This window comes from Streptomyces sp. NPDC058665 (assembly GCF_042714995.1).
Taxonomy (GTDB): Bacteria; Actinomycetota; Actinomycetes; order Streptomycetales; family Streptomycetaceae; genus Streptomyces.
Map to the genome: position 1 here is coordinate 41,091 of NZ_JBHXRX010000033.1, position 26,459 is coordinate 67,549.

The 26,459-nt window shown below is 72.2% G+C and carries 22 protein-coding genes; 14 read left to right on the forward strand and 8 right to left on the reverse strand.

Annotation, left to right across the window (positions count from 1 at the left end; genetic code table 11):
* The first annotated feature begins 5 nt into the window (after nucleotides 1-5).
* From ACFWV8_RS22190 to ACFWV8_RS22200, 3 genes are read left to right on the forward strand one after another with little or no spacing between them, the layout of a single operon-like run.
* On the forward strand, nucleotides 6-2,216 hold the full coding sequence (locus ACFWV8_RS22190; RefSeq protein ID WP_384204856.1) for a biotin carboxylase N-terminal domain-containing protein: 2,211 nt from the start codon (nucleotides 6-8) through the stop codon (nucleotides 2,214-2,216).
* A complete protein-coding gene (locus tag ACFWV8_RS22195) occupies nucleotides 2,213-3,352 on the forward strand; it encodes an acyl-CoA dehydrogenase family protein (RefSeq protein WP_384204861.1) in 1,140 nt (379 codons plus the stop codon). Before ACFWV8_RS22190 ends, ACFWV8_RS22195 begins: the two co-directional genes overlap by 4 nt.
* A 43-nt stretch (nucleotides 3,353-3,395) precedes the next feature.
* A complete protein-coding gene (locus ACFWV8_RS22200; protein ID WP_384204864.1) occupies nucleotides 3,396-4,994 on the forward strand; it encodes a 4-coumarate--CoA ligase family protein in 1,599 nt (532 codons plus the stop codon).
* Between the two features lie 124 nt (nucleotides 4,995-5,118).
* Here ACFWV8_RS22200 and ACFWV8_RS22205 read toward each other — a convergent pair whose 3' ends face one another.
* Nucleotides 5,119-5,736, reverse strand: a complete 618-nt coding sequence (locus ACFWV8_RS22205) for a TetR/AcrR family transcriptional regulator (RefSeq protein WP_384204868.1) — start codon at nucleotides 5,734-5,736, stop codon at nucleotides 5,119-5,121.
* Between the two features lie 132 nt (nucleotides 5,737-5,868).
* Here ACFWV8_RS22205 and ACFWV8_RS22210 point away from each other — a divergent pair, with 132 nt between their 5' ends.
* From ACFWV8_RS22210 to ACFWV8_RS22220, 3 genes are all read left to right on the forward strand, one after another.
* The gene (locus ACFWV8_RS22210; protein ID WP_384204871.1) at nucleotides 5,869-6,261 is read left to right on the forward strand and encodes an ester cyclase; all 393 of its coding nucleotides are present in this window, start codon (nucleotides 5,869-5,871) and stop codon (nucleotides 6,259-6,261) included.
* 173 nt (nucleotides 6,262-6,434) lie between these two features.
* Complete coding sequence (locus tag ACFWV8_RS22215) at nucleotides 6,435-7,169, forward strand: enoyl-CoA hydratase family protein (protein WP_384204874.1); 735 nt, start codon at nucleotides 6,435-6,437, stop codon at nucleotides 7,167-7,169.
* Entirely contained in the window at nucleotides 7,157-7,744 is a 588-nt protein-coding gene (locus ACFWV8_RS22220) for a TetR/AcrR family transcriptional regulator (RefSeq protein ID WP_384204877.1), read from the forward strand. Before ACFWV8_RS22215 ends, ACFWV8_RS22220 begins: the two co-directional genes overlap by 13 nt.
* 92 nt (nucleotides 7,745-7,836) lie before the next feature.
* On the opposite strand, the gene ACFWV8_RS22225 is transcribed toward ACFWV8_RS22220, so the two are convergent.
* Nucleotides 7,837-8,919, reverse strand: coding sequence for a citrate synthase 2 (locus tag ACFWV8_RS22225; RefSeq protein WP_384204880.1), 1,083 nt, complete (start codon nucleotides 8,917-8,919; stop codon nucleotides 7,837-7,839).
* A gap of 319 nt (nucleotides 8,920-9,238) precedes the next feature.
* Between ACFWV8_RS22225 and pdxH the strand changes: the two genes are divergently transcribed.
* Together pdxH and ACFWV8_RS22235 are read left to right on the forward strand one after the other, a co-directional pair.
* Complete coding sequence (gene pdxH / locus ACFWV8_RS22230; protein ID WP_384205030.1) at nucleotides 9,239-9,862, forward strand: pyridoxamine 5'-phosphate oxidase; 624 nt, start codon at nucleotides 9,239-9,241, stop codon at nucleotides 9,860-9,862.
* A gap of 358 nt (nucleotides 9,863-10,220) precedes the next feature.
* Nucleotides 10,221-11,681 (forward strand): PAS domain-containing protein, encoded by a 1,461-nt coding sequence (locus ACFWV8_RS22235; RefSeq protein WP_384204883.1) that lies wholly within the window; start codon nucleotides 10,221-10,223, stop codon nucleotides 11,679-11,681.
* 447 nt (nucleotides 11,682-12,128) lie between these two features.
* Here the strand turns inward: ACFWV8_RS22235 and ACFWV8_RS22240 are convergent, their stop codons facing one another.
* Nucleotides 12,129-12,884, reverse strand: coding sequence for an SIS domain-containing protein (locus ACFWV8_RS22240; protein ID WP_384204886.1), 756 nt, complete (start codon nucleotides 12,882-12,884; stop codon nucleotides 12,129-12,131).
* Between the two features lie 223 nt (nucleotides 12,885-13,107).
* On the opposite strand from ACFWV8_RS22240, the gene ACFWV8_RS22245 reads away from it, so the two are divergent.
* Together ACFWV8_RS22245 and ACFWV8_RS22250 are read left to right on the forward strand one after the other, a co-directional pair.
* A complete protein-coding gene (locus ACFWV8_RS22245) occupies nucleotides 13,108-13,803 on the forward strand; it encodes a metal-dependent transcriptional regulator (protein ID WP_329386274.1) in 696 nt (231 codons plus the stop codon).
* 624 nt (nucleotides 13,804-14,427) lie between these two features.
* Complete coding sequence (locus tag ACFWV8_RS22250) at nucleotides 14,428-15,291, forward strand: alpha/beta fold hydrolase (RefSeq protein ID WP_384204889.1); 864 nt, start codon at nucleotides 14,428-14,430, stop codon at nucleotides 15,289-15,291.
* A gap of 36 nt (nucleotides 15,292-15,327) precedes the next feature.
* Here the strand turns inward: ACFWV8_RS22250 and ACFWV8_RS22255 are convergent, their stop codons facing one another.
* The 4 genes from ACFWV8_RS22255 to ACFWV8_RS22270 all read right to left on the reverse strand — a co-directional run bounded on the left by ACFWV8_RS22255 (nucleotide 15,328) and on the right by ACFWV8_RS22270 (nucleotide 19,728).
* Complete coding sequence (locus ACFWV8_RS22255) at nucleotides 15,328-15,738, reverse strand: PPOX class F420-dependent oxidoreductase (RefSeq protein ID WP_384204892.1); 411 nt, start codon at nucleotides 15,736-15,738, stop codon at nucleotides 15,328-15,330.
* 538 nt (nucleotides 15,739-16,276) lie between these two features.
* A complete protein-coding gene (locus ACFWV8_RS22260; RefSeq protein ID WP_384205035.1) occupies nucleotides 16,277-17,875 on the reverse strand; it encodes a transporter in 1,599 nt (532 codons plus the stop codon).
* Nucleotides 17,876-18,015: 140 nt separating this feature from the next.
* Nucleotides 18,016-18,903 (reverse strand): ABC transporter ATP-binding protein, encoded by an 888-nt coding sequence (locus tag ACFWV8_RS22265; RefSeq protein ID WP_384204895.1) that lies wholly within the window; start codon nucleotides 18,901-18,903, stop codon nucleotides 18,016-18,018.
* Between the two features lie 126 nt (nucleotides 18,904-19,029).
* The gene (locus tag ACFWV8_RS22270) at nucleotides 19,030-19,728 is read right to left on the reverse strand and encodes a bifunctional DNA primase/polymerase (protein WP_384204898.1); all 699 of its coding nucleotides are present in this window, start codon (nucleotides 19,726-19,728) and stop codon (nucleotides 19,030-19,032) included.
* A gap of 312 nt (nucleotides 19,729-20,040) precedes the next feature.
* On the opposite strand from ACFWV8_RS22270, the gene ACFWV8_RS22275 reads away from it, so the two are divergent.
* Together ACFWV8_RS22275 and ACFWV8_RS22280 are read left to right on the forward strand one after the other, a co-directional pair.
* On the forward strand, nucleotides 20,041-21,423 hold the full coding sequence (locus ACFWV8_RS22275) for a transcriptional regulator (RefSeq protein ID WP_384204900.1): 1,383 nt from the start codon (nucleotides 20,041-20,043) through the stop codon (nucleotides 21,421-21,423).
* A gap of 310 nt (nucleotides 21,424-21,733) precedes the next feature.
* On the forward strand, nucleotides 21,734-23,440 hold the full coding sequence (locus ACFWV8_RS22280) for a hypothetical protein (RefSeq protein ID WP_384204904.1): 1,707 nt from the start codon (nucleotides 21,734-21,736) through the stop codon (nucleotides 23,438-23,440).
* A gap of 77 nt (nucleotides 23,441-23,517) precedes the next feature.
* Here ACFWV8_RS22280 and ACFWV8_RS22285 read toward each other — a convergent pair whose 3' ends face one another.
* On the reverse strand, nucleotides 23,518-24,819 hold the full coding sequence (locus ACFWV8_RS22285) for an ABC transporter substrate-binding protein (protein ID WP_384204910.1): 1,302 nt from the start codon (nucleotides 24,817-24,819) through the stop codon (nucleotides 23,518-23,520).
* Nucleotides 24,820-25,003: 184 nt separating this feature from the next.
* On the opposite strand from ACFWV8_RS22285, the gene ACFWV8_RS22290 reads away from it, so the two are divergent.
* Nucleotides 25,004-25,441, forward strand: coding sequence for a hypothetical protein (locus tag ACFWV8_RS22290; protein WP_329386295.1), 438 nt, complete (start codon nucleotides 25,004-25,006; stop codon nucleotides 25,439-25,441).
* Nucleotides 25,442-25,536: 95 nt separating this feature from the next.
* Nucleotides 25,537-26,436: a formyltetrahydrofolate deformylase gene (gene purU, locus ACFWV8_RS22295; RefSeq protein ID WP_329386297.1), complete on the forward strand. Its 900-nt coding sequence runs from the start codon at nucleotides 25,537-25,539 to the stop codon at nucleotides 26,434-26,436.
* Nucleotides 26,437-26,459: the final 23 nt, after the last annotated feature.

Below are 26,459 nucleotides of genomic sequence, written 5' to 3' on the forward strand. Positions count from 1 at the left end.
CTGTGATGATCTCAACTCTTCTGGTCGCGAACCGCGGCGACGTCGCGTGCCGGGTCTTCCGGACCTGCCGCGAGCGCGGTATCGGCACGGTCGCCGTCTTCTCGGACGCGGACGGCGGCGCGCTGCACGTACGGGAGGCGGACACGGCCGTGCGGCTGCCGGGATCGGCGCCCGCGGACACGTATTTGCGCGGCGACCTGATCGTGAAGGCGGCGCTCGCGGCGGGCGCGGACGCGGTGCATCCCGGCTACGGATTCCTTTCGGAGAACGCCGAGTTCGCGCGGGCCGTGCTGGACGCGGGGCTGGTGTGGGTGGGGCCGCCGCCCGAGGCGATCGAGGCGATGGCGTCCAAGACGCGGGCGAAGGAACTGATGGCGGCGGCGGGCGTCCCTCTGCTCGCGCCGGTGGACCCGGCGTCGGTGACGGAGGCGGACCTGCCGCTGCTGATCAAGGCGGCGGCGGGGGGCGGGGGCCGGGGGATGCGGGTGGTCCGTCAACTGCCGGATCTGCCCCCCGAGTTGGCGGCGGCCTCGGCCGAGGCGCGGTCGGCGTTCGGTGACGGCGAGGTCTTCGCGGAGTCGTACGTGGAACGGGGCCGGCATGTCGAGGTCCAGATCCTCGCCGACGCGTACGGCACGGTGTGGGCGCTGGGTACACGCGACTGCTCGCTGCAACGGCGCCACCAGAAGGTGATCGAGGAGTCCCCGGCCCCCGGTCTGCCTGCGGAACTGCGCGCGACCCTCACGGCCGCGGCGGTGGCGGCGGCGCGCGCGGTGGAGTACCGGGGCGCGGGCACGGTCGAGTTCCTGCTCTCGCCGACGGGCCGGGCGTACTTCCTGGAGATGAACACCCGCCTCCAGGTCGAACACCCGGTGACGGAGGAGGTGTTCGCCGTGGACCTGGTGGCGCTCCAACTCGCGGTCTCGGAGGGAGCGAAGCTCCCCCCATCCCCTCCACCCCCCACGGGCCACGCGGTGGAGGCCCGCCTGTACGCGGAGGACCCAACGAAGGGCTGGACGCCACAGCCGGGCCGGATTTTCGAACTGGCGGTGCGGGGGGTGGGGGGTGACCTGGGGAGGGCGGGCCTGGCCGGCCTGGCGGCCGGCGACGGCCCGCAGGGCGCGGGTGCCGTGGCGGGTGTCGGTGGGCTGGACACCGCTGGTGGTGGTGACGGTCACGCGGACGCGTACGCCCAGCCGAGGGCAACCGACGCCCACGGCAAGCGCGTTGGCCTTCAGCCGGGTCCGGGGGAAGAAGGGGTGGCCCGCCCCGGCGTGGCGCCGGGCGCCGACCCGGCCGCCCCCGCCCCCGCCCTCGCGGGCCCTGGCCACCGGCCCCGGATTCGCGTTGATGTCGGGTATGGGGCCGGTGATCGCGTTGGGGTGTACTACGACTCCATGCTCGCCAAGGTCGTCGCCTGGGCGCCCACCCGGGGCGAGGCCGTCCGGTTGCTCGGCGATGCGCTGCGGCGGGCCCGCATCCACGGGCCCGTCACCAACCGGGAGTTGCTCGTACGGTCCCTGCGGCATCCGGACTTCGTCGCCGGGCGCGTCGACACCGGGTTCTACGAGCGGCACCTCGACGCGCTCACCGCACCCGGCGACGGCGACCACGACAACGCCCGGCACGCCGCCCTCGCCGCCGCGCTCGCCGACGCCGTACGGCGCGGGCACCCCGTCGGCGGCTGGCGGAATCTCCCGTCCCAGCCGCAGACCAAGACGTACGGCGGGCACGAGGTCCGCTACCACCGGACCCGCGACGGGTTCCGCGTCGAGGACGACGCCGTACGCGCCGTCGCCGTGGCGGCCGACCGCGTCACCCTCGAACTCGACGGCGTCCTACGGCACTTCGACGTTGCCGACCACAGCGACGAGGGCGGCCACGTCTACGTGGACGGTCCCACCGGCTCGTACCGCCTCCTCGCCCACCCCCGCTTCACCGACCCCCGCACCGCCACCGCGCCCGGCTCGCTGCTCGCGCCCATGCCCGGCACCGTCGTGCGGATCGCCGACGGGATCGGCGAGGGCAGCGCCGTCACCGCCGGGCAGCCGCTCATCTGGCTGGAGGCCATGAAGATGGAGCACCGCATCACCGCTCCGGCCTCCGGCACGCTCACCACGCTGCACGCCGCCCCCGGCAGCCAGGTCGAGGTCGGCGCGCTTCTCGCCGTAGTCGCTCCCGCTCCCGCCACCGACACCACGCAGGGGAACACATGAGCATCGTCGAAACGCAGGAACACCAGGACCTCCGCGCCGCCGTCGCCGCCCTCGGCCGCCGCCACGGCCGCGGGTTCGACCGCGAGACGCTGTGGAGCGAGGCCGGCAAGCTCGGCTATCTCGGCGTGAACCTCCCCGATGAGTACGGCGGCGGGGGCGGCGGCCTCGCCGAACTCTCCATCGTCCTCGAAGAGTTGGGCGCCGCCGGCTGCCCCCTGCTCCTCATGGTCGTGTCCCCCGCCATCTGCGGAACCGTCATCGCCCGCTTCGGCACCGAGGAGCAGAAGCGCGAGTGGCTCCCCGGCCTCGCCGACGGCTCCCGCACCATGGCCTTCGGCATCACCGAACCAGACGCCGGATCCAACTCGCACCGCATCACCACCACCGCGAGCAAATCCGAGGACGGCAGCGGCGGCTGGATACTCAACGGCCGCAAAGTCTTCGTCTCCGGCGTCGACATCACCGACGCCACCCTCATCGTCGGCCGCACCGAGGACGCGAAGACCGGCTCGCTCAAGCCCTGCCTCTTCATCGTCCCGCGCGACGCCCCCGGCTTCCACCGCACTCAAATCGACATGGAACTCCAGGCGGTGGAGAAGCAGTTCGAGCTCGTACTGGACGACGTACGCCTGCCCGCCGACGCCCTCGTCGGCGACGAGGACGCCGGGCTCCTCCAGCTCTTCGCCGGCCTCAACCCCGAACGCGTCATGACCGCCGCCTTCGCACTCGGCATGGCCCGCCACGCGATCGACAAGGCCGTCGACTACGCCAGGACCCGTCAGGTCTGGCAGCAGCCCATCGGCGCCCACCAGGCCATCGCGCACCCGCTCGCCCAGGCGCACATCGAGATCGAACTCGCCCGCCTGATGATGCGCAAGGCCGCCTACCTCTACGACGCGGGCGACGACGCCGGCGCGGGCGAGGCCGCCAACATGGCCAAGTACGCGGCGGGGGAGGCCTGCGTACACGCCGTGGACCAAGCCGTACACACCCTCGGCGGCAACGGCCTCACCCGCGAGTACGGTCTGGCGTCCCTCATCACGGCCTCCCGCGTGGCCCGAGTCGCGCCCGTCAGCCGGGAAATGATCCTGAACTACGTATCCCACCAGTCCCTGGGTCTCCCCAAGTCGTACTGAGACAGGCCATTCTGTCCCTCCACGCGTCGAAGGGGCGGTCATCATGATCTTTCACAGTGAGTACGCGGATGTCGCACCGGTCGATCTGCCGATCCACGACGCGGTGCTCGGCCGCGCGGCGGAGTTCGGCGAGGCCGTCGCCCTCTTGGACGGTACGGACGGCACCACCGTCACCTATGCCCAACTGGACCTCTTCCACCGCCGTACCGCCGCCGGGCTGCGCGACGCGGGTCTGCGCAAGGGCGACGTACTGGCCCTCCACAGCCCCAACACCGTCGCGTATCCGGTCGTGTTCTACGGAGCCACCCGCGCGGGGGCGTCCGTCACCACCGTCCATCCGCTGTCGTCCGCCGAGGAGTTCGCGAAGCAGCTCCGTGACTCCTCGGCCCGGTGGATCGTCACGGTGTCGCCGCTGCTCGAAGTCGCCCGCCGATCGGCCGAGTTGGTCGGCGGCATCGAGGAGATCTTCGTCTGCGACCGGGCGCCGGGCCACCGTTCGATTCTCGACATGATCGCCACGGAGCCGGCCGAGGTCTCCGAGACAGGCATCGACCCCGCCGAGGACATCGCCGCCCTCCCGTACTCCTCCGGCACCACCGCCTCGCCCAAGGGCGTCATGCTGACGCACCGCTCGATCGCCACGAACCTCGCGCAGCTCGACCCGGTCATGCCCATGCGCCCCGGCGACCGCATCCTCGCCGTGCTCCCGTTCTTCCACATCTACGGCCTCACCGCCCTGATGAACGCGCCGCTGCGAAGGGGCGCGACCGTCGTCGTACTGCCGCGCTTCGAACTCGACCAGTTCCTCGGCGCGATCGAGACACACCGCATCAACGGCCTGTACGTCGCCCCGCCGATCGTCCTCGCGCTCGCCAAACATCCGGCCGTCGCCCGCTACGACCTCTCCTCGCTCGACTACATCGTCAGCGCCGCCGCACCCCTCGACGCCCGCCTCGCCGCGGCCTGTTCGGCCCGGCTGCGACTGCCGCCTGTCCGCCAGGCATACGGGATGACCGAGCTGTCACCGGGCACGCACGTCGTCCCGCTCGACGCGGAGAACCCGCCCGCCGGAGCCGTGGGCAAGCTCCTGCCCAGCACCGAGATGCGGATCGTCTCCCTCGACGACCCCGGCACGGACGCCCCCGTCGGCGCCGACGGCGAAGTCCTCATCCGCGGCCCGCAGGTGATGAAGGGCTACCTCGGCCGGCCCGACGAGACCGCCCACATGATCGACGCCGACGGCTGGGTCCACACCGGCGACATCGGCCGGGTCGACGCCGACGGCTGGCTGTTCGTGGTGGACCGGGTGAAGGAACTCATCAAGTACAAGGGGTTCCAGGTCGCCCCCGCGGATCTCGAAGCGCTGCTGCTGGCCCACGAGTCGATAGCGGACGCCGCGGTCATCGGTGTCCACGACGAGGACGGGAACGAGATCCCCAAGGCGTACATCGTCCGCCAGCCGTCGGCGGCAGGGCTGACGGGGGCGGACGTCATGGCGTACGTCGCGGAACACGTCGCCCCGCACAAGAAGGTCCGCAGGGTGGAGTTCATCGGGGGCGTGCCGCGGGCCGCGTCCGGGAAGATCCTCCGCCGCGAACTGAGGGCGCGGGAGGAGCGCGAGAGGGAGTCCGAGACGGCGTGAGGCCGATCGGCCCGGGTCCCGACCGACCCCGGCCCGCGTCAGCGCCGCCGCCGTGCGTCCCGCGCCTCGACGGCCGCCGGTGCGTCCCGCGCCTCGACGGCCTCCCGCACGGGGCTTGCGGAGGCTACTCTCCCGCAGCCGGTGGCCAGCTCAGCAAGGCCATGTCGGCCACCTGCTGGAGGTCGTCGCGAGTGGCGCCGCTGACGGCTTGGACGGCGATGCCGTTCGCCACGGTCATGAGGTACCGGGCAAGCAGGCCGGGATCGGCGTCGGGGGGCAGGTCGCCCTCGTCCACAGCTTGCCGGAACCGGTCGCGGAGGACGGAGGTGTGCTCGTTGCGCCAGACGACGAGCGCGTCGCGGGCGTTGCTTCCCGGGACTCCGGCGGCGAGTGATCCCTGGACGCTGAGGCACCCGGCGGGGCAGCCGGGGCGGGTGGTGGCGCGGACGGCGCCGTTGAGGAACGCGGTGGCCACCCGCCGGGCGGTCGGCTCCCGCCGGGCCCGGTCCCCGTACGAGGCGGGACCTTCGGAGTAGCGCTCCAGCGCCTTGCGGAACAGCTCCTCCTTGTTGCCGAAGGCCGCGTACATGCTGGTGCGGGTGATGCCCATGGCGTTGGTCAGGTCGGTGAGGCTCGCGCCTTCGTAGCCCTGTTCCCAGAAGACCCGCATGGCGGCTTCGAGCGCCTTGTCGGCGTCGAAGCCCCTCGGCCGGCCGATCGGCGCCTTCTGTCCTGTCTCCATGCGACCGATGCTACCTCTTCTGTACCGGGCGGTGCGGAAAGTGCTACAGTCGCTTTCGGTATCGATCGGTACCGAACTTTGCCCGAACCATCCGCACGCACGACCCCGATCCGGGGCGACAGAGAGGCCATCATGTCCAACACCGACCTGCGCACCTTCTTCCAGCGCTACATCGACGCACTCAACACCCACGAGTTTCAGCGCATGACCGAATTCATCCACGACGAGCTGGTCATGAACGGCCGACCCGTCACGCGGGACGAGGTCATCGCGGAGCTGGAGGGACACGGAAGCGCGGTGCCGGACTTCACCTGGCGCGTCGAAGACCTCGCCATCGAGGGCGATCGCGTGGCGGCCCGTCTGTTCAACAAGGGCACGCCCGCGAAGGAATGGTTCGGCCTGACCCCCACCGGCGCCACGGTCGAGTACGCGGAGTACGCCTTCCACAAGGTCCGTGACGGCCGCTTCTACGAGATGAACTATCTGATCGACGCCCAGGCGGTCCAACGGCAGCTCGCCGACTGACGAACGGGAATGACGGGCTGTCAACGGGGGCCGGTGCCGGTACGCGCCCCCGCCCGAGTAACGCCTGCGCGCTTGATCGATCCCTCGCGCGCTGCCACGCTCTGAATCTCGCACACCAGCGCTCGGATCCTCGGACGCCAACCGACGGACCGCGAGCGAGAGACGGAGACCACGTGACGCTGGTCGCGACCGCGCACGAACGCGGTATCACCACCCTGACCATGAACGCGCCGGCGAAGCGCAACGCCCTGTCGGCGCGCCTCGTCGGTGAGTTGGCCGGCGCGCTCACCAACTGTGCCGAGGACCCGGCCGTACGGGCCGTGGTCCTCAGCCACACCGGCACCACCTTCTGCGCCGGCGCCGATCTGAAGGAGCCGCCGAACCCGTACACCTTCGTCGCGCTCATGCGGCAGATCGTCGCGCACCCGAAGCCCGTCGTCGCGCGCGTCACCGGCCATGTGCGGGCCGGGGGCCTGGGGCTGCTCGGGTCCTGCGACATCGTGATCGCCTCCACCGGCTCGGACTTCGCCTTCACGGAGGTACGCATCGGTGTCGCGCCCGCCGTCATCTCGATGCCCCTGCTGCCCCGCATGGCGCCGCGCGCCGCCGCCCGCCACTACCTCACCGGCGAGACCTTCGGCGCCGAAGAGGCCCTGGCCGACGGGCTGATCACCGAGGCCGCCGACGACGTGGACACCGCGCTCGCCCCGCTTCTCGACGCCCTGCGAAGAGGCTCCCCACAGGGCCTGGCCGAATCGAAGAAGCTGCTGAACGCGCGGGTGCTGGAGGCCTTCGAGCAGTACGCGGAGGATCTCGTACAGCGCTCGGCGTCGCTCTTCGCCACGGCCGAGGCCCGTGAGGGCATGGCGGCGTTCGTCGAGCGGCGGGACGCGGCATGGGTACGGTAGCCGCGCCGAAGCAGGACCGCAGCCGCGCCACCCGCCGACGGCTGCTGGAGGCCGCCGTGTCCTGCCTCGCCGAACACGGCTGGGGCGGCTCCACGGTCTCGGTCGTCGCCGAACGCGCCGGGGTCTCGCGCGGCGCGGCGCAGCATCACTTCCCCACCCGCGAGGACTTGTTCACGGCTGCGGTCGAGTACGTCGCCGAGGAACGCACCAGCGCTCTGCGCGCGCTCGCGCCGACCGGGCCGGACCGCCGCCGCGAGGTGGTCGAGGAGGTCGTGGCGCTCTACACCGGCACGCTGTTCAGGGCCGCGCTGCAACTGTGGGTCGCCGCGTCCAACGAGGAGCAGCTGCGGGCCCGCGTCACCGAACTCGAAGGCCGCGTCGGGCGCGAGGCGCACCGGATGACCGTCGAACTGCTGGGCGCGGACGAGTCGGTGCCCGGTGTGCGCGAGACGATCCAGGGGCTGCTGGACATGGCGCGGGGGCTGGGTCTGGCGACGCTGCTGACGGACGACACGCAGCGGCGGAAGCGAGTGGTGGCCCAGTGGGCGAGCATCGTGGATACGGCGCTGAGCTGACGGGGACACGCTGGGGCGGCTGCCCCCGGCCGCCGGACGGGCTCGAACCCGTCCGACGGCCGGGCACCGCTGCCCGTGCCGGAGCGCCGCCGTCAGCCCCCGATCTCGCGCGGGTCGCGCGGCCCCGGACCCACGTACCGCGCCGAAGGCCGCACCAGCCGCCCCGTCCGCTTCTGCTCCAGGATGTGCGCCGACCAGCCCGCCGTACGCGCGCACGTGAACATCGACGTGAACATGTTCGCGGGCACCTCCGCGAAGTCCAGCATGATCGCCGCCCAGAACTCCACGTTCGTCGCCAGCACCCGGTCAGGACGGCGCGCGTGCAGCTCCTCCAGCGCCGCCTTCTCCAGCGCCTCGGCGACCTCGAAGCGCGGCGCGTCCAGCTCCTTCGCCGTACGCCGCAGCACGCGGGCGCGCGGGTCCTCCGCCCGGTACACCCGGTGGCCGAAGCCCATCAGCCGCTCGCCCTTGTCGAGCGCCTTCTTCACCCAGGCCGTCGCGTCGCCCGTCCGCTCGATCTCCTCGATCATGCCGAGGACGCGCGAAGGGGCGCCGCCGTGCAGCGGCCCGGACATGGCGCCGACGGCCCCCGAGAGCGCCGCGGCGACGTCCGCGCCGGTGGAGGCGATGACGCGGGCCGTGAACGTCGACGCGTTCATGCCGTGCTCGGCCGCCGACGTCCAGTACGCGTCGACCGCCTTCACATGCCGGGGGTCGGGCTCCCCGCGCCAGCGGATCATGAAGCGCTCGACGACGGACTCCGCCTTGTCGATCTCGCTCTGCGGCACCATCGGCACGCCCTGCCCGCGTGCGGACTGCGCCACGTACGACAGGGCCATGACCGCGGCCCGCGCCAGATCGTCGCGGGCCGTACGCTCGTCGGTGTCCAGGAGCGGTTTGAGACCCCAGACGGGGGCGAGCATCGCGAGCGCCGACTGCACGTCGACGCGGATGTCGCCGGAGTGGACGGGGATGGGGAAGGGCTCGGCGGGCGGCAGCCCGGGGTTGAAGGCGCCGTCGACGAGCAGGCCCCACACGTTCCCGTAGGAAACGCGGCCGACCAGATCCTCGATGTCGACGCCCCGGTAACGGAGGGCACCGCCCTCCTTGTCCGGTTCGGCGATCTCCGTCTCGAAAGCGATGACTCCTTCGAGTCCGGGTACGAAATCGGACATCAGGCGGCTCCTCTGGTGTGACTGACGCGGACTGACGCGGAAGCGATCGGCTGAACCGGATGACGGCTCACGGCCTACGGCCCGCGCATCCGATGTCAGAAGTTGTCGGCGCCGATACGGATCCACGGTCGTTGTCGTACGACTCGCGGTCCGGAACGGTCATCCGTTACCCACCGTCCTGCCCAGCACGGACATCGAATCAACCATGCCACGGCTCCCGCATTGCGGGAGTATGGGTCGCGTGCCTCACACTCCGTCCGCCGAGAGCCCGGACACCGCCGAAAGCCCCGACCGCGCCGAGTCCCCCGACCCCGCCCTCATGCGCGAGCAGTACCGCGCGGCGGCCCTCCTGGAGACCGACCTCGCCGCCGAGCCGATGGACCAGTTCGCGAGCTGGTTCAAGGAGGCGGTGGCCGGCGGTCTGCACGAGCCCAACGCGATGGTCGTCTCCACCGCGACCCCCGACGGCCGCCCGTCGTCCCGGACCGTGCTGCTCAAGGCGTACGACCGCCGCGGCTTCGTCTTCTTCACCAACTACGGGTCCCGCAAGGGCCGGGAGATCGACGCGAACCGGTACGTCGGCGTGCTCTTCCCCTGGCACGCGCTGGGCCGCCAGGTCGTCGTGACCGGTACGGCGTCCCGTGTCGGCCGCGCGGAGACGGCGGCGTACTTCCGCACCCGCCCGCACGGCTCCCAGCTCGGTGCCTGGGCGAGCGAACAGTCCTCGCCGGTGGGCTCGCGCGCGGAGCTGCTGGAGCGGTACGAGGACCTGGCCGCCCGCTACCCGGCCGGCGAGCCGGTCCCGGTGCCGCCGTACTGGGGCGGGATACGCGTCGTCCCGGAGACGGTCGAGTTCTGGCAGGGCCACGAGAACCGGCTGCACGACCGGCTGCGGTACGTCGCGGCGGAGGGCGGCTGGCGGGTGGAGAGGCTCTGCCCGTAGGACGGCGCCGGGAACGCAGACGACCCGCGCGCTCAGGTCCCTCCGGAGAGGAGCCGGCCGGACTTACCGGCGAGCACGCGGGTCGGGTGACTGCTTGGATTGGGCCGGTGGTTCACCGGCACCGCACGTGTGCGACGACGGGCGTCAGCCCGCAGCCACCTCACTTGTCCGGATTGAAATCACTTCCGAACCACCTCCCTTCTAGTGTGCTCACCACCCTAGGAAGCGCTCCCGCGCCCCACAAGTGATTATTTGGATTTCCACCGCACAACGATTTCGCTGAACAAGGTGTGTGCTGGGTCACCCTGGAGTTGAATGATCGTAGGTATGACCGAGCAGGCGGCAGGGGGTGCCAGGGATGAGTGCTTCCCGGAGCGGGACCACTCGCCCGCCCGGCTCCGACGGACCGGAATCCGGCGAGGCCGACGCGGCGGGCGCGGCCGAGGTGACGGGCCCGGACGGCGGGCCCGGTGCGGATCTGCTGGCCGCGCTGCTGGACGGGATGGACGCGGCGCTCTGCGCGTTCGACGCCGACGGCGTGATCACCCACTGGAACCGTGAGGCCGAGCGGATACTCGGCTGGTCCGCCGACGAGGCCGTCGGCAGGCGCGGATTCGCCGGCTGGGCCGTGCGCAGTGCCGACGCGGACGAGGTGCACGGGCGTCTCATGTCGGCGATGGGCGTGCCGGGACGGCTGGTGCACGAGTTCGCGCTGCTGCGCAAGGACGGCAGCAGGGTGCTCGTACGGACACAGTCCGCGGGCGTACGCGGGGCGGACGGCAAACCTGCCGGGGTGTACTGCGCGTTCAGCGAGGTCCACGCGCAGATCGATCTGGAGCGGTCCATCGCGCTCAGCGAGGCGCTGTTCGACGACGCGCTGTGGGGTGTGGTCCTGGTCGACGTGGATCTGCGCCCGACCGTCGTGAACGGGCACGCCGCGCGTGCGCTCGGCTCGGGTCGTACGGCGCTGCTCGGGCGGCCCCTGGGGGAGACCGTCGTACAGGGCGTCGAGGAGCTGGAGGGCGCGCTCCATCACGTACTGGCGGAGGGCGCGCCGCGTGCGCTCGCGGAGCTGTGGGTGACGCTGCGCACGCAGGACGGGAGCGAGCGGCGGCGGTGCTGGCGCAGCGGCTTCGTACGGCTGGCGTCCCCGCTCGCGGAGGAGCCGGTGCCGCTGGGTGTGGGCTGGCTGTTCCAGGACGTCACGGAGGCGCGGCTGGCGGCGCAGGAGGCGGACAAGCTGCGCTTCCGCACGAGCCAGCTGCACCGCGCGGGGCGGGCCGCGGGCGAGTGCGAGGACCCGATGGAGGCGGCGCGGGTCTGCCTGGACTTCGCGCTCGTGGGTTTCGCGGACCACGCGCTGATCGATCTGGTCCTGGGCGGGCCGGCCCCGGTCGCGCCCTACGGCGGCGACGTGCCGCCGACCCGGCTGGTACGGGTGGCGGCGACGCCGGCCGGCTCGGCCGGACCCTGCCTGCCGGTCGCGGCCGGCGGCATCCCCGTGCGGTACCGGGACGGACACCCGGCCCTCCAGGCGGTGTCCCGCAACGGCTCGGTACGCGCGAGCGCCCCCACGGGCGCGTCGACGACCCCGACCTGGTCGGTCTCGCGCCAATGGCCCCCCGACTCGGTGCACGCGCTCTGCACGGTGCTGCGCAGCCGGGGCAGGACGCTGGGCGTGGTCACGTTCCTCCGCGGCACGACCCGCCCCTCGTTCGAACGCCAGGACGCGATCTACGCGGAGGACGTCACGGCCCGCATGGCGGCCTCCCTGGACCTGCTGACCCTGCTCGACGTCGAGCCCGACCCGGAGGCTTGACGGCCTGGAGCCCGCCTTCACCATCGGCTGCCCCCACCCGCCGCTGAAGCGGCCGTTGGCGCCCGGCGCCGCGTCGGCCTCTGCGCGGGCTGCCGCCCGAGGCCCCGGCAGTCGCCGGCGCCGCCGCGCGGCAGGGGCCTCCGGACGCGGGACCTCCCCCAGGCATGTGCCTTGCCGCCGGGGGCATTCCGGGAGGCGGACCCCCGGGCGTGCGGCCCGGGTTCACCCGCCGCTGAAGCGGCTGTCGGCGCCCGGCGTCGCAGTCGGCCTCTGCGCGGGCTGCCGCCCGAGGCCCCGGCTGGGCGGTAGCCCCGGACGCCGGACGTCCGAGGTTGGCGAGCCCGGTGCTCCGGCCGCTCGGGCGGCGGGCCTCCGGGCCTTCCGCCCGGCCGCCAGTAGGCCGACCTGGCGTGCCGGGCGCCGTCGGCCCGGTCCCGCCCGGCACGTTCAGTGCCGGTAGAAGATCCGGTCCCCGTACTCCGTCATCACGCGGCCGTTCCACTCGTGGCCGCCGTCCACGTTTCCCGAGCGCAGCAGCGGGGGTTCCACGCCGCGGGTGACCAGGCCGCCCGCCGCCGTCGCCACCATCGCCTGCATCAGCGCGCTCGTCACCACCGTCGACGCCGGTGCGAACGGTGCCTCGATACCCTCCGCCGACAGCTCCGCGTCACCCACGGCGATCTTGCTGTCGAGCACGATGTCGCAGTGGTCCTTGAGGTAAGTCCCGGACGCGTGACGGGACTTCGTCTCCGTCGCGTACGCCACCGATGTCACCCCGATCACCTTCAGACCCCGCGCCCGCGCGTTCAGCGCCATCTCCACCGGGAGCGCGTTGCGCCCCGACAGCGAGATGATCACCAGGACGTCGCCTGCCTTCGCCGGGCTGGAGTCCAGTGCGGCGCTCGCCAGGCCGTCGACCAGCTCCAGCGCCGAGCCGAGCGTCGCGGGCATCACGTCGACGCCCATCACGCCCGGCACGTTGAGGAGGTTCATGACGGCGAGACCGCCGGCCCGGTAGACGACGTCCTGCGCGGCGAGCGAGGAGTGCCCGGCGCCGAAGGCGAAGACACGGCCGCCGGAGGTCACGGTCTCGGCGATCGCCTTTCCGGCCGCTTCGATGTTCGCGGCCTCCTCGTCGCGTACACGCTCCAGCAGACCGATCGCGGCGCCGAAGAACTGACCGGCCAGCGTGCTCTCGCTCATTCGGGAGACCTTCCGTAGGGGGCGGAGAAAAGGGCGGAAAAGAAGACGGACAGGGGAGGGAATGCCCGTGCCGCGGATCACGTTGCGGTCTGGACCTTTACCGTGTCAATACGGCTTCGCCTTCGGCGGCTTCCCGCACGGCACGGTTGTCGGTGCGATGCGTCAGAATTGAGCACGGGGCCTGCGCACGGTTGTTTTCATGTCACAGCATCGAGGGGCACGTATGTCCGGACTGATCGACACGACGGAGATGTATCTCCGCACCATCCTCGAACTGGAAGAGGAAGGTGTGGTCCCCATGCGCGCCCGGATCGCGGAGCGGCTGGATCAGAGCGGGCCGACGGTCAGCCAGACCGTGGCGCGTATGGAGCGGGACGGGCTGGTGCAGGTCGCGGGCGACCGGCATCTGGAGCTGACGGAGGAGGGGCGCCGGCTGGCGACGCGCGTGATGCGCAAGCACCGCCTCGCCGAGTGTCTGCTCGTCGACGTGATCGGCCTGGAGTGGGAGCAGGTGCACGCGGAGGCCTGCCGCTGGGAGCACGTGATGAGCGAGGCGGTCGAGCGCCGGGTCGTGGAGCTGCTGCGGCACCCGACGGAGTCGCCGTACGGGAACCCGATCCCGGGCCTGGAGGAGCTGGGCGAGCACGCGGGGGCCGACCCCTTCCTCGACGAGGGCATGGTGAGCCTGGCCGAGCTGGACCCGGGCGCGGAGGGCAAGACGGTCGTGGTGCGGCGGATCGGCGAGCCGATCCAGACGGACGCCCAGCTGATGTACACGCTGCGACGGGCGGGCGTGCAGCCCGGCTCCGTGGTGAGCGTGACCGAGTCGCCGGTCGGCGGGGTGCTCGTGGGCAGCAGCGGAGAGGCGGCGGAGCTGGACTCCGAGGTCGCCTCGCACGTCTTCGTCGCCAAGCGCTGACCTCTCCCCCGGGGACTCCGGAGCTCGGTCCCGGGTCCCCGGGGCCGGGTTCTCGGCACCCGGGCGCGGCTGCGGAGAGTATTCCTTCGGCGACGGAGAATACGAATTCACGGCGGAATGGCAGCGGGCGGGCGATTCGCGTGCCAGGCTTGCCCGGGGGCATATGACCTGAGGGCAGCGGTCGCGGAGCTTGGCCCGTGGCCGAGGAGGGAGCGGGGCTGTGCGCCTGACGCTTGTCACTGTGCCTGTCGTCGTCGCCGCTGTGTCTGTCGCCGGGCCTGCCGCGGGGCCTGTCGCGCCCGGCGCCGGGGCTCCGTACGGCAAGGGCCCCGGCGCCCTGAGGCGCCGGGGCCTGTCCTCCCCGCTTCCGACCCGGAGCCCCGAGCTCCCAGGGTCGGTCCCCACGGACCCTCATCCCCGAGTGGTCCGCCTCCCGCAGGAAATCTCCCCTCCACCGCTCTGGACAACCGTTGACCACGGTCACTCGAACGAGCGGTGTTGGACGCGGCGGCCAGGTTTTCGAATGGGAGTTCGATAGTCTGGGAGCCGCATGACCGAACGGCACGGGATCGGGCCGGTGCCATCGGACTCGACCACTCAGGACCGAAGGGGGTGCCAGGACACATGGTGCAGCGCATCGATGTGAGCGGATTCGACGGGCTGCGGCTCGCAGCCTGGGAGTTCACCGACCAGCCCGAGGAGCGGGCCGGGACCGGGGCCACCCCGGGTGTGCTGCTGCTCCACGGCCTGATGGGCCGCGCCTCGCACTGGGCGGCCACCGCGCGCTGGCTGTCGGGGCGTCATCGGGCCGTCGCGCTGGACCAGCGGGGCCACGGCCTCAGCGCGAAGCCTCCCGACGCGTCGTACACCCGCGAGGCGTACGTGTCGGACGCCGAGGCGGTGGTCGAACAGCTCGGCCTCGCGCCCGTCACCCTCGTCGGCCACGCCATGGGCGCGCTGACCGCGTGGCAACTCGCCGCGAAGCGGCCCGACCTGGTCGGGGCGCTGGTCATCAGTGACATGCGGGCGTCCGCGCTCGGGGCGGCTTCGCAGCGGCTGTGGGACGACTGGTTCCGCGCCTGGCCCCTTCCGTTCAAGACGCTCGCCGACGTACGGAAGTGGTTCGGTGAGGACGACCCCTGGCTGGAGGGGCCGAATCCGGGCCGCGGCGAGTTCTTCGCCGAGGTGATGACCGAGCGCGCCGACGGCTGGTGGCCGGTCTTCTCCCGCCGCCAGATGCTCACCTCACGCGCCACGTGGGTCTACGACGCGCACTGGGAGGAGCTGGCGCAGGTCCGCTGCCCCACGCTGGTCGTGCGGGGCCTGGACGGCGAGTTGGGCCGCGCGGAGGCGCAGGAGATGGTGCGGGTCCTGCCGCGCGGGGAGTACGCGGAGGTGGACGACGCCGGGCATCTCGTGCACTACGACCAGCCGGAGGCCTGGCGCGCGGCGATAGAGCCGTTCCTGGACGGTGCGTTGACGCCGTAGCGCGTTTCTTCGGCGGCAGGTCTGAATCGTTTCGGCTCAGACCGCCGCGCTGCCGGTGAGCCGTTGCGGGGTGATCCGGATCGTGACGCGCGCGGCCTCGGGCGGGAGGTCCAGATACTCCCGCCCGGCGCCGGGCCCCTCGTACTTCTCGGCGAGCGCGACGGCCGTCCGCCTGCCGGCGTCCTCGGTGACGGTGGCCGTGCCGCGTACCTCGACGTAGATCTGCGAGTCGGCCGGGTCGAACACACTGAGGCTGACCCGGGGTTCACCGGCCAGGTTCGTCACCTTGCGCCGCCCGGCCTGCGAGGAGATGACCAGATCGTCCCCGTCGGTACCGACCCAGACCACGGAGGACTGCGGGCTGCCGTCCGGGTTGACGGTGGACAGGACGGCGGGGTTACGGCCGTCGAGGAGCTTCCGGGCGGCGGCGCTGAGCATCACAGTCATGCGGCGAGCTTAGGTCCTGTCCGCGGATCTTCGCGGGCCCGGTCGACTCGGCGGTACGACCCTGGGCGGTGCCGCGGGGTCGCCCCTGGCCGTCACCGGCCGCGCGGTCGCACGCACCGGTCCCGCAGACCCCGCCCGCCTGTCGGTGGGGCGACTTGGCGGGCACGCCCCGCGTCGTGCCCGCCAAGTCCAGCCCCGCACACGGCGCCTGGCGCGCGCACGGAAGCGCGCCGTACCGGCGTCGCGGGCCAAGCGGGACTTTGAAGACACGGCCCGGGTTCAGGCGGGTGGGTCTTCGCGGTTCCGGAAGCGGCAGTGACATCAGCCGCTGCCGCGACCGGCGGCACCCCGCCGCGTTGTCGGACTCGTCCACGTACGGCCGAGCCCATCCACAACGCCGATCCGCCGCCTTGCGACGCACCGCACCAGCCGCCGCAGGCCCCGCCTCGCAGGCGGACGGCGGGACTTGGAAGGCACGCCCCAGGTGCCGAGGCTCATCCGCGCGGGTTCGCCGGACAGGACCCCGGCGAGAACGTCCTCAGCCCTTGCTCACCGCCGTCAGGATCTCCGGCAGCGTCGATGCCGTGCGGGGTGCCGCCAGGCGGACTCCCGACCAGGCGATCAGCGTGCCGTACGCCGTGCCCACCGGAAGCACCAGCCATGTCCAGCCGTTCGCGCCCGACGCGTGCAGGGCGATCGAGAGGCCGATCACCGGTGCGCACAGCAGCGCGCCGCCCAGCATGCCGCCGAGGATGGAGATCCACGCGAGCCCCGCCTGGCCGGGGGCGACGTTCTTGTACGCGCTGTCCTGGGGGATCGAGTACGGGAACCGCGCCGACGCCACCGCCCCCGTCGCCATCATCGCGCCGAGCAGCGCGAAGGACAGCCCCAGTGCCTCCGGCAGCGCCTGCCAGTCGCCGAGCAGCCCGGCCGTCAGGATCGTCACCAGTGCCGAGTACGGCAGCGTGATCACCAGCAGGGCGAAGGCCCGTGCCCGTAGTTCCAGATACGCGTCGCGCGTCGAGGAAATCGTCAGGGCCACCATCCAGAACGCGGAGGTGTCCTGCCCGAACTGGTTGTACATCTGGACCCCGAGCATCCCCGCCGCGAAGCAGGCCAGATAGATCGAGCCGTTGCCCTGGAGGGCGTTCACCAGCGGCACGATCAGGCCGACCGCCAGCGAAGTGACCCACGCCGCCTTGGTCTTGGGGTCGCGCCACACGTACCGCAGGCTGCGCTGCATCACCGTGCCCGTACGCCCCGCGGGCAGCAGCCTGCTGAGCGGCCCGGACGCCGACTCCTTGCGGGCCGGGCCGGAGGACGCCGCGATCGTCGAGCCGTCCGGGGCGGTCATCAGCTTCACCAGCGAGCGGCGCCACCAGTACAGGAGCGCGGCGAACGCGGCGAGCGACAGCAGCAGTTGGGGCACGGCAAGCCCGTAAGCGCCCTCGCTCACCGAGTCCACCGCGCCGATCGCCGACGCGGGCGGCACCCACCGCAGGACGTCCGCCACCGGGTCGAGCGCCGACAGCCCGCCCGCCTCGTTGAGCCGCTGGACACCGAAGTTGACGAACTGGATACCGACGGCGATCACCAGACCGCTCAGCACCGCCAGATCCCGCCCCTTACGTGACGTCAGCAGCCGGATGTTCGCCGCTGCCACGGCGCGCGACAGCGCCACGCACACCAGCAGGGCCAGCGGTACGGCGAACACAGACACCGCCACCGCGCCCGCGCCGTGCCCGACGGCGATCGCCGAGCCGAGCACCAGGCAGAGCGTGAACAGCGGGCCGATCCCGACCAGGGACGCGGCCAGCAGCGCGCCGATCAGCGACTGAGGCCGCAGCGGCAGCATCACGAGCCGGCTCGGGTCGAGCGTCTCGTCGCCGCTGGGGAAGAACAGCGGCAGCATCGCCCAGCCCAGGGCCACCAGCGCGGTCAGTACGACGACGAGGGTGGCCGCGCCGTCGTTCCCGCGCAGCAGGATCAGGCCGAGCAACTGGCCTGCGGCGATGAGGAGGGCGAAGACGACGGAGACGACGTACGCGGCGGTACGGCCCGATGACTGGCGCAGCCCGTTGCGCAGCAGCGACAGCTTCAGCCGTACGAAGACGGGCGCGAGCGCGCGGGTCCCCAGGGTGACGACCGGCGTCGTACCGGAACCGACGGGACCGGCTGATCCGGCTGATCCGGCCGGACCCGCTGATCCGGCAGGCGCGGCCGACCCGGCAGGACCCGCCGCTTCCGACAGCCCCGCGCTGTCAGCGGCGGCGGCGCTCACCGGGCACCGCCCAGCCAGTCCAGGGACTCGCCGGTGCCCCGGCCCTGCGCGCCGACCAGTTCGAGGAACGCGTTCTGGAGCGACGGCGCGTCGCCCCGTACCTCCGCGAGGGTCCCCTGCGCGCGGATACGCCCTGCGGCCATCACCGCGACCCAGTCGCACAGCGACTCGACCAGCTCCATCACATGGCTGGAGAAGACGACGGTCGCGCCGGACTCGGTGTAGCGCTCCAGCACGCCGCGGATCGTCTGAGCCGACACCGGGTCGACGCCCTCGAACGGCTCGTCCAGGAAGAGGACTTCGGGGTTGTGCAGCAACGCCGCCGCCAGCCCGATCTTCTTGCGCATACCGGTCGAGTAGTCCACGACGAGCTTGTGCTGCGAGTCCGCCAGGTCCAGTACGCCCAGGAGCTGCGTGGCGCGCTTGTCGACCTCGTCACCGGGCAGCCCCCGCAGCCGGCCGGTGTATCCGAGGAGTTCGCGCCCGGACAGCCGCTCGAAGAGCCGCAGCCCCTCGGGCAGTACCCCGATCCGCGCCTTGACCGCCGCCGGGTCGCCCCAGACGTCGTGCCCGGCGACCTGGACCCGGCCCATGTCCGGCCGCAGCAGGCCGGTCACCATGGAGAGCGTGGTCGTCTTGCCCGCGCCGTTCGGGCCGACGAGACCCACGAACTGGCCGGCGGGCAGATCGAGATCGATCCCGGCGACGGCGACCTGCTCGCCGAAGCGCTTCCACAGCCCCTCCACGCGTACGGCGGGAGGCGGCGTCGCCGCGCCCGCCGTACGCGCCCCGCCCGCCCCGCCTTCCGCCCCCGCGGCCGGCGGCACCACCCGCTCCGTCCGCCCTGTCCGCTCCGCCGCTCGGTCCGGTACCTGTTCCGGCATGCCGCACTGCCCTTCGGTGTTCCTTTTCGTGGTGTCGAGAAGACCCACCATAAGACCGCCCCCCTGCGGCCCCTCAGGGACAAACTCAGGGACAAACTCAGGGACAGATCTCAGGGACGGAGGGGATCAGGCCGGACGACCGGCCCTGGCCGCCGCCGCGTCCCGGCCGCACGCGTACGCCAGCGGGCTGATCAGCTCCTCCACGTCCGGCAGCCAGCGGTTGGCCGGAGTCGGCCGCCGGGCCCACTGCACCGCGCCGGAGCCGCCGACGCGCGTGGGCGGCGCCGCCACGTACCGCGCCTCGCCCAGGGGCACCAGATCGATCGCCGACGCCGACCAGCCCAGCTTCTTCACGAGGCCGCCCACCTTCAGCGAGCCGCCCGGCAGGACGAAGAAGACCATCCGGCGGTCCGGGGTGCAGGTGACCGGGCCGAGCGTCATCCGCATCCGCTCCATCCGCGCGAGCGCCAGGAACCCCGCCGACTCCGGCACGTCCAGGGCGTCGAACGTACGGCCCGTCGGCAGCAGGATCGACGCGCCGGGCTGTTTCGACCAGAGCCGGCGCGCGGCGACCCCGCTGCCCGTCGCCTGGGCCGCCCAGTCCGGCCGCGTGGGATGCGCCCCGGGGGCCGGGCAGTCGGCGCGGTCGCACGAGCACCGTTCCCTGCCGCCGACCGCCTCCAGCCAGGTGCCGGGGAACACGTCCCAGTGCCGTTCCTCCGCGTACCGTACGGCGGTGTCCATCAGCAGGTCGCCCCGCTGCTTGGGGATCTGCGCGGCGTCCGCGACGCCCGTCACTCCGATGGTCTTGTCCACGGAGAGCACAACTCCCGCCCGGACCTGGGGTTACGGGCGCCGGCGACCGTCGCGCAGGAGCATCGATCCTGCACGCGGGGCGCACTGAGGCATGGACGGGGGCGCGTAAGAGGTTGCGCCGCGTGGATGGGTAACCACAATTGGTGACCGGGGGTTGCCCTTTGGGAGGCCCGAGGTTGGGTCACGCACACCTCGACGCCAAGCGGGCGGCGTTTCCGAGAAGTTACCGAAGATTGCTGATTTCGACCATCGCACGCATTCACGGCAGATCTGCCGGGCAGTGATCACTCTGTCGATCACTGCGGCCACAGGGGGTATCCATTGGCAGCCAGGCCTCTCGTCGCCCGTCAGCCGAACGAACGGTTGCAAACACTCATCCAGGAAGCCGCCTGTTCCAACGCCGGTCTCGCCCGGCGGGTCAACATGGTCGGGACCGAGCGTGGTCTCGATCTCCGCTACGACAAGACGTCCGTGGCGCGCTGGCTGCGCGGGCAGCAGCCGCGCGGGCGGGCCCCGGGGATCATCGCCGAGGCGCTGGGCCGCAAGCTGGGGCGTACGGTCACCATCGACGAGCTGGGGATGGCCAACGGCAAGAATCTCGCCTCCGGCATCGGCCTCCAGTTCTCGCCGACGGTCGTCGGCGCGATCGAGCAGGTCTGCGAGTTGTGGCGCAGCGACGTGGGCCGGCGCGACTTCCTCTCCGGATCGGCGGTGGCCTCCTCCGCCCTCGTCGAGCCGAGCAGGGACTGGCTGATCACGGGCGCGGACGCGTCCGTGGCCCGCAGCACCGGTGCGCGGGTGGGGGATTCGGACGTCGCGGCGGTCGCCGCCATGACCGAGGCGCTGGTCGACCTGGACCACCGCTTCGGCAGCGGCCATGTCCGCCCGGTCGTCGTGCACTATCTGAACAGCGTGGTGTCGGGCCTGCTCTCGGGGTCGTACCGGGAATCGGTCGGCCGCAGGCTCTTCGCCGATGTCGCCCGGCTCACCGAACTCGCGGGGTACATGGCGGTGGACACCGGCCAGCCGGGGCTCGCCCAGCGGTACTACATCCAGGCGCTGCGGCTCGCGCAGGCCGCGGGGGACCGGGGATACGGCGGATATGTGCTGGCCGCGTCGATGAGCCATCTCGCGGCCCAGCTCGGAAACCCGCGCGAGATCGCCCAGTTGGCGCGGGCCGCGCAGGAGGGCGCGCGCGGGCACGTCACCCCGAGGGCGCAGGCCATGTTCCTGGCCGCCGAGGCGCGGGGGCACGCGCTGCTGGGCGACGCGAGCCAGTGCCACGCGGTCGCGGGCCGGGCGCTCACCGCGCTGGAGCAGGCGGATCCGGAGCAGGACGACGACCCGGCGTGGATCGCGCACTTCGACCACGCCTATCTGGCCGACGAGTTGGCCCACTGCTACCGCGATCTGGGGGAGCCCGAGGCGGCGGCGCGCCACGCCTCCGACTCGCTGACAGGTCATCCCGAGACCCGGTCGAGGCGGCGGGCGATCGGCCTCGTCCTGCTGGCCACGGCGCAGGTGCAGCAGCGCGAGGTGGAGGAGGCGTGCCGTACGGGCATGCGCGCGGCGGAGCTGCTCGGCACGCTGCGCTCCAGCAGGGGAGCGGAGTATCTGGACGATCTCCAGCAGCGGTTGGAGCCGTACGGATCGGAGCCCGCCGTACGGGAGTTCAGCGCCCGGCTGGAGACGCAGGCCGCGTGACACGGCTTTGCTACAACTTCCACCGGGGGCAGGGGCGGTGGTGCTGCGGTCGGTGGTCGTGCGGCCACGGCGCGGAGTTGGCGCGGTGACCGGTGGGGCGGGGTGTGACCCGAGTGCGGCTCCGTGACCGGGGCGGATGCGGGGATGAGACCGGTCACGGGGCCGGCGGGACGCGGGTGTCCGATTGACCCGCATCGTCGGAAGGTGTCTTGAACAGGCGGTTGGTGACTGGTTCCAGGCGCGTGGCAGGGCCGCTGAAACACCCGGTAGCGTGAACTGACGATTCCGTAGGTCCACACTAGGAGTCCCGGTGACGCAAAGCGGACAAAGGGACGAGTCGCAGTTGCCTGCTTCTCGGCCCGCGCACGAAGGCATCGTGCTGCCCGCCGACGGCGGTCCCCCCTTGATCCCCGGGGCCCCGGCGGACCAGTCCGCCCCGGCCGACCAGACGGCCCCGGCGGGCGGGCAGCCGTGGGGGCAGCCCTGGGGGCCGGGTGCGCCACAGTCGCAGCCGGAGCTGGAGGGGCACCTGCCTCCGCAGCAGGACCCGGGCGCCTACGGGGCGTACGGAGGCGGAGGCGGGGGCGCGGACGGGGGTTACGGCTACCCGCAGCAGCCCGAGTCGCTCCAGCAGCACTACGAGCCGCCTCAGCAGCAGTCGTACCAGCCGCAGCAGCACCAGCAGCCCCTGCCGCCCGCCCACCCGGGGCCCCTGCCGCAGGCGCTGCCGCCGCACCAGGAGCCGCCGCAGTCCTACGGGCCGCCGATGGCCGGTGTGTACGGCGCGCAGCCGCTGCCCGCCGAGGCGCCCCCCGGCGGCAGCGCGGACGCGACGCAGTACATACCGCCGGTGCCCGCCGCGGCCGGGCCCGCCGACGCCACGCAGTACATACCGCCGGTGCCGTCGTACCAGCAGGGCCGGACCCCGGGCGGGCTGCCGCCCGAGCGCCCGGCCGAGTCCACCCAGTACCTCGGCACCGTCCAGCCGGGCCCGCCCGCGCAGGCCACCTCGGACGCGGACGCCACGCAGTTCATCGCGCCCGTCCCCGCGGGGGACCCGAACGAGATCCCGGCCGCGCCCCAGGGCGCCCCGTACGGCGTCCGGCCCGGCGCCCCCGGCGACCGCCAGCCGCCCGCCGAGTTCGACAGCCTCTTCCGTACGGAGACCCCCGGCGGGGGCGGCGCCGTGCCGGACGAGACCCAGCAACTGCCGCAGATCGACCCCGGCGCGGGCACCGGCCGCAGGCGCGGCGGACAGGCCCGCACCCAGCAGCCCCACGGACAGCAGCCCCACGGACAGCAGGGCTACGGCGCTACCCCGCCCCCGTACGCGCAGCAGGGCGCCCCGCACGAGCCCTCGGGCCCGCAGGGCCGGGCCGCCGGGCGCCGCAAGTCCTCACCGGTCCCGCTGATCGCCGCCGTGGTCGTCGGCTGCGCCGTGCTCGGCCTCGGCGCCGGCTGGCTGATGAGCGGCGACGACTCCGAGAAGCAGGACAAGAACCAGACCGTGTCGTCGGAGTCCTCGCCCTCGGGCCAGGGCGGCGACCCGGCCGAGGAGGACCCGGCCAAGCCCCAGGCCGAGGAGCTCGACAAGCTCCTCGCCGAGAGCAACGACAGCCGGGCGGCGGTGATCAGCGCGGTCGACTCCATCAAGAGCTGCAAGAACCTGGACCAGGCGGTCACCGACCTCCAGGACGCGGCCGACCAGCGCCGCGACCTGGTCTCCCGCCTCAAGGAACTGACCCTCGACAAACTGCCGCAGCACGCCCGGCTCTCGAACTCGCTGACCAATGCCTGGCAGGCCTCCGCCTCGGCGGACGACCACTACGCGACATGGGCGACCGAGGCGAAGACGAAGAAGGGCTGCCGCGGCGGCAAGGCCCGCACCACAAAGGCGGCGGCCGAGGGCAACCGCGCGAGCGGCGAGGCGACGGCGGCCAAGCAGAAGGCATCGGGCCTCTGGAACGGCATCGCGTCCAAGTACGGCCTCACGGAACGCGCCCCGACGGAACTGTGACAGCGCGCGCCCGCCGCCGGACAGGCAGACGCCGGACAGGCTCGCGCCGGTCCGGCGTACGGGGACCCGCGGGCGGCTTACGCCCTCGTGTCCGCGTCGCTCAGGGTGCCCCGGACGTCCACGAAGCCGTCCTTCAGGGCCACCAGTTGGCCGTCGCGGACCACCTGGAAGGTGACCTCGCTGTTCACGATGCGGGGGAAGCCCGGGAGGCCGAGCATGTCCTCGTAGCGCCAGCGCAGCGGGGGTGTGAGCCCGCCCGTGTCGACCTTCGCGCCCGTGTCCAGCGCGTGTGCGAGCGTCGCCGAGGAGATCGTGTCGCGGTCGATCGACTCGATGACCGACTTGAGCGCGGTGTAGGCGATCCAGGTGGTCTGGACGCCCGGATCCGAAGTGTCGATGCTCGCGTCGCCGAAGGCGTGCTTCTGGAGCACGTCGCGCATCGGCTCCCAGGCCGGGTCGGAGGCCTGCGGGTACCAGCCCGTGACGTACGCGCCCTCGAAGAGGCCCTTCGAGCCGCCCGTGCGGTCCACCAGCGGCTGGCCGACGCTGCCGAGCACCGAGGAGATGCGGACGTTGCCGCCGTCGTCGGGCAGGCGCCGGTAGGAGTCGAAGAACGTTTCCGTACGGTCGCCGAGCACCGCCGTGACGCAGCCGTCGGCCGCGTTCTCGCGGGCCTTCTCGGCCGAGGCGGTGTAGTCGGTGGCGTCCTCGGCGGCGCGGACGTCCGTCGCCTTCTCGTCGTCCCCGTCGTCCTTGTCCTTCTCGTTGCTGAGGCCCGAGTTGAGCAGCTCCGGCATCGCGTCACCGGTGATCGTGTCGGGCCGCACGATGGAGACCCGGCCGCACTCCCCGCCCAGCTGGAGCCCGTTCCCGGCCAGGAGCGCGGCCTGGCCGCCGTTGACCGGGTAGGAGACGAAGCTGCTGAATTCGCGCTCGGTTATGCCGTAGCCGCCGAGGTAGGGGATGCCGGCCGCCTCCAGGGGCGCCATGAAGGCGTTGCCGTGCTGGCTGTACGAGCCGACGACGGCCGTCACGTCCTTGTCGGATGCCAGACGCGCGCAGTCGGCGGCGCCCGCCGAGGTGTTGCGCTCGTTGCAGGTCAGCACGCGCAGCTCGTGGCCGTCGATGCCGCCCGCCTCGTTGACCCACCGCGCGTACGCCTTGGCCATGGCGGGCATGCCGGGCATGTTCGTCGCGCCGGTGCCCTCGGGCGCCCAGGTCATGACTGTGACGGGCTCCCTGGAGCCCCCCGGGTCACCAGGGAGCACGCCACATCCGGTGACCACCGACGCCCCGGCCGCCACCGTGCACAAGGCGCGGACCACGGGATTCCGGCGGAAGTTGTGAGGGAAGGACGGGCGCTGCTGCCTACCGGTCATGTATCCGCACACTTCCGGCCTGTGGGTAACTTCCAGGTGGGGCTTGTTCAACCACACATGACCACGAGGTGAATTACAGGGGGCGAATATCATCACCACCGGAGTGACCGTACGATCTGCTGCTGTGCAGCAAGGTTCGGATAACTCTTCCCGTCGTGGCCGTCGCTCCTCCACCATGGGCGGCATGCCGCTCAATGACATTCCTTGGTGGCGCTGGCGCAGCAACGTGCGCTCGGCGCTGCACATGCTTTCCGATCCCGTCTTCCACCAGGAGTACTGGCTGGCCGGCCGCGAGGGGTACGGCGACGTCACCGACGCCGTGTACCGGCTGGTCGAGGACACCTGGCTGGACAACTGGTCGGCGGAGAAATACGTCGGGACGATCTTCCGTGACTCCGGCGAGGCCGCGCTGGTCGACGTCGCCGTCCTGCGGGTGCTGCGGATCATGCACCAGGTGGGGCCGGACGCCCCGATCGCGGTGTATCTGGAGCATCACGGCTGGCCGGAGGCCGTACGGGCGGCGCGTGAGGCGCACGTCAGGCTCGCCGTGAACGACGGCGAGGACCCGGACACGGTGCCGCGCTCGCTGGACGTGCTGCGGATCCTGACGCAGTCCGCCTGAGGCCCGGGGGCGCACGTGGTGCGCGCGGTGGTCTCGGCCCGGTGGTTTCCGGTGGGCCGTGCGGGTGCCGGTCCCGTGTGGAATCCTCAGGGTTCATGAGTGCCGCGCAGCAGTCCGATGCCGGGTCCGACCGGCCCGCCGCCCTGTCCGACCAGTACGTCCTGACGCTCTCGTGCCCGGACAAACAGGGCATTGTGCACGCCGTTTCCAGCTTTCTGTTCATGACCGGATGCAACATCGAGGACAGTCAGCAGTTCGGCGACCGTGACAGCGGTCTCTTCTTCATGCGGGTCCACTTCTCGGCCGAGACGCCGGTGACCGTGGAGAAGCTGCGCGCGAGCTTCGCCGCCGTGGGCGACTCCTTCCGGATGGACTGGGAGCTCCACCACGCCGGGGACCGGATGCGGATCATCCTGATGGTCAGCAAGTTCGGCCACTGCCTGAACGACCTGCTCTTCCGGTCGCGGACCGGCGCGCTGCCCGTGGACATCGCCGGCGTCGTCTCCAACCACACCGATTTCGCCGAGCTGGTCGCCTCGTACGACATCCCCTTCCACCACATCCCTGTGACCAAGGACACAAAGGCGGCGGCCGAGGCCCAGCTGCTGGAGCTGGTCCGCGCCGAGGACGTCGAGCTGGTCGTCCTCGCCCGCTACATGCAGGTCGTCTCCGAGGATCTGTGCAAGCAGCTGAACGGCCGGATCATCAACATCCACCACTCCTTCCTGCCGAGCTTCAAGGGCGCGAAGCCGTACCACCAGGCGCACGCCCGGGGTGTGAAGCTGATCGGTGCCACCGCGCACTATGTGACCGCCGACCTCGACGAGGGCCCGATCATCGAGCAGGAGGTCGAGCGCGTCGGCCACGAGGTCACCCCGGAGCAGCTGGTGGCGATCGGCCGCGACGTGGAGTGCCAGGCGCTGGCCCGCGCGGTCAAATGGCACGCCGAACACCGCATCCTGCTCAACGGCACCCGCACGGTGATCTTCGCGTAGCCGCAGGCGTGAGTACGGCGGAG